Origin of the sequence: Candidatus Effluviviaceae Genus V sp., from assembly GCA_014728125.1 — a bacterium.
Classification (GTDB): Bacteria; Joyebacterota; Joyebacteria; order Joyebacterales; family Joyebacteraceae; genus WJMD01.
Map to the genome: position 1 here is coordinate 1 of WJMD01000144.1, position 2736 is coordinate 2736.

Annotated in this window: 3 protein-coding genes; all 3 read left to right on the plus strand. The window is 65.9% G+C overall.

The annotated features are described in order from the left end of the window. A partial coding sequence (locus GF405_08950) for an oxidoreductase (GenBank protein ID MBD3368277.1) occupies positions 1 to 787 on the plus strand: 787 nt, incomplete at its 5' end. Between the two features lie 37 nt (positions 788 to 824). Continuing rightward, positions 825 to 2507 (plus strand): hypothetical protein, encoded by a 1683-nt coding sequence (locus tag GF405_08955; GenBank protein MBD3368278.1) that lies wholly within the window; start codon positions 825 to 827, stop codon positions 2505 to 2507. 92 nt (positions 2508 to 2599) lie between these two features. Continuing rightward, the coding region (locus tag GF405_08960) for a hypothetical protein (protein MBD3368279.1) at positions 2600 to 2736 on the plus strand (137 nt) is incomplete at its 3' end.

Consider the following 2736-nt stretch of genomic DNA (forward strand, 5'->3'; position numbering starts at 1 on the left):
GAGCGTCATCGAGGAGATCAAGCCGGAGACCCCGACCATCACGACGTACCGGTTCCGTCCGAAGGAGCCGCTGACGTTCGAGGCCGGTCAGTTCGTCGAGCTCACCGTGCCCGGCGTCGGGGAGGCGCCGTTCACACCGTCCTCGAACCCGAACGTCGAGGAGACCCTCGAGATCACCATCATGAAGGTCGGCGCCGTGACGGAGGCCCTCGAGGAGATGAAGGTCGGCGATATGGTCGGCCTGAGGGGTCCCTACGGCAACGGCTACAACATGAAGGACTTCGACGGGAAGGAGATCCTCATCGTCGGCGGCGGTGTCGGTCTCGCTCCCCTGCGCTCGCTGATCCTCGCGCTCTTCGACAACATCGAGCGCTACAAGAAGGTCTCGATCCGCTACGGCGCGAGAACGCCGGCGGACATCGTCTACAAGGACCTTCTGCCGGAGTGGAACAACAAGCCGAACACGGAGGTGCTCCAGACGATCGACGCGCCGCATCCAGACTGGGACGGCACGGTGGGCGTTATCACGGTTCTGCTGGAGGACCTGCCGTTCGACATGAAGACCGCGGTCGCGTGCGTCTGCGGTCCTCCGATCATGCTCAAGTTCGTCAATATCAAGCTCCTCGAGAAGGGCATGGACCCGAACAACATCTACCACTCGATGGAGCGCAACATGAGCTGCGGCCTCGGCAAGTGCGGCCACTGCATGATGGGCGAGTACTTCATCTGCAAGGATGGCCCGGTCATGACCGCGGCACAGGTCGCGAAGTTCGAGGATCCGTTCTAGGTCTAGACGACGGTGCTTGGCCCGAGAGGAAGTTGAGATGCCAGAGATCAGGAAGGCGTCGTGCCTCTTCTGCTCGCTCCAGTGCGGGTTCGGGATGGAGATGGACATGGACATCCCGGTCCGCGTCGACCTCGACACCGAGGCCAGGGCGAACGAAGGCAGACTCTGTGCGCGGGGTCACTACAACTTCGAACTCCTGCTCCATCCGAAGCGGTTCCTGTCGGCGACGGTCAACCGGCGCCGGGTGCCGCTCTCGAGCGGGGTGACGAAGATCGCCGGGAAGCTCAATGATCTCAAGGAGGCCGGCGGCGACGCCGTCGGCATGATCCTGAGCACCGAGCTCTCGAACGAGGACTACGACGCGGCCGTCGCGTTCGCCGGGCAGGTGCTCGGAACGACGAACATCGCCGCGGCGTACGACGGCGGCGACTACCCGCTCCTCATGGGCGGCGGCGCCGGCAACGCTACGCCGGAGGACCTCGACGATGCCGACGCGTTCCTCATCGTGGGCGATGCCTTCTGGGGACATCCCTGCATCGCGAAGCGGGTCATCGCGGCGCGCCACTCGTCGCGGCAGAACCGCATCTACACGATCAACCCGTACCGCACGAACACCGACTGGTTCGCCGACGGCCACATCCAGGTCGCGCCCGACACCGAGCCGGTCGCTCTCGCGGCCATCCTGAAGGCCATGAAGGCCGGCGGCGCCGACGTCGACATGCAGAAGGCGTGCTCGATCTGCGGCACGACGGCGAAGGACTTCGACGAGGTCGGCACACAGCTCAAGGACATGGAGAAGGTCGTGGTCGTCACGTCGTCCAGGTTCGGCGACTCGACGGCGGCCTATCTCACGGGCAAGCTCTCGAAGGCGATCGCCGACGCGGCCGGCGGCAAGTACGCGCCGTTCTTCCGGGGCGGCAACGCCATCGGCGCCCACAGGCGTGTGGGCTCCGCGAAGACCGTACCGGACATTCTGAAGGCCGTCGAGGCAGGCCGCCTCAAGGGTCTTCTCGTCTTCGGACCCGACATCCTCCAGCTCTATCCGGGTGCGGTCTCGCCGGACGAGCTCGAGAAGCTGGAGCTTCTCGCGTCGTCGGCCATCTTCGAGAACGACGTCACGAAGCACAGTGACGCGGCGCTGCCGCAGACCGCCTGGACCGAGATGGACGGCTCGTACGACGCGTCGCTCACGATAACGAACGAGGTCTCCGCGATGGCGCCGCCGAGGGGCGACGGCCGCTCCGTTCGACAGATGCTCGAGATTCTGGCGCGCGAGGTCGGAACCGAGCTTCGCGTCTCTGAGGCGAAGGCGGAGCACCCGGACCCCGGCATCGACACGAACGCGGCCATCGCGGGCATGCTCGGCGACGCGGGCGACGGCATGACCTTCGTCGAGAACATCCATCCGCTGCACCGGTGGGACGGTACCATCACCGGGCGGATGAGCTTCCCGCAGGCGCAGAAGCCGTACTGCGAGGTCTGGGTGTCGGAGCCCGACGCCGAGAAGCTCGGCATCGAGCAGGGCTCGACCGTCGCACTCGCATCCGAGCGCGGTGAGACGAGGATCCTCGTCACCGTGACCGACCGCATGCCGTGCGGCATCGTCGCCGTACCGAGCTACGTACCGGACGCTCGCGGGCTCTTCGAGTGGAAGCCGAACGACACGACCCGCTGGTATGACGTTTCCGCCGTCGGGGCGAAGGTCGGCCCCGAGGAGTAGACCGACCGGCCGCGTCGCGGCCGCACGAGAGGAAGACGGGACTGGCCGCGGACGACGCTCGGCGGCCGAGAGGGAGTGACCGGGGGAGCCGGATGAACAAGAGGAACGTCCTGGACTACGGGCGATGCATCAGCTGCAAGAGCTGTCTGGCCGCCTGCTACTACTCGCACAACTTCCAGAACCAGCTCGAGGCGGCGTCGGTCCTCACGAACATCGTGCTGCAGATGAA

What these genes read in the sequence shown, in the direction of transcription:
- GF405_08955 (MBD3368278.1), top strand. Translation starts at nt 825, where the DNA reads ATGCCAGAGATCAGGAAGGCGTCGTGCCTCTTCTGCTCGCTCCAGTGC.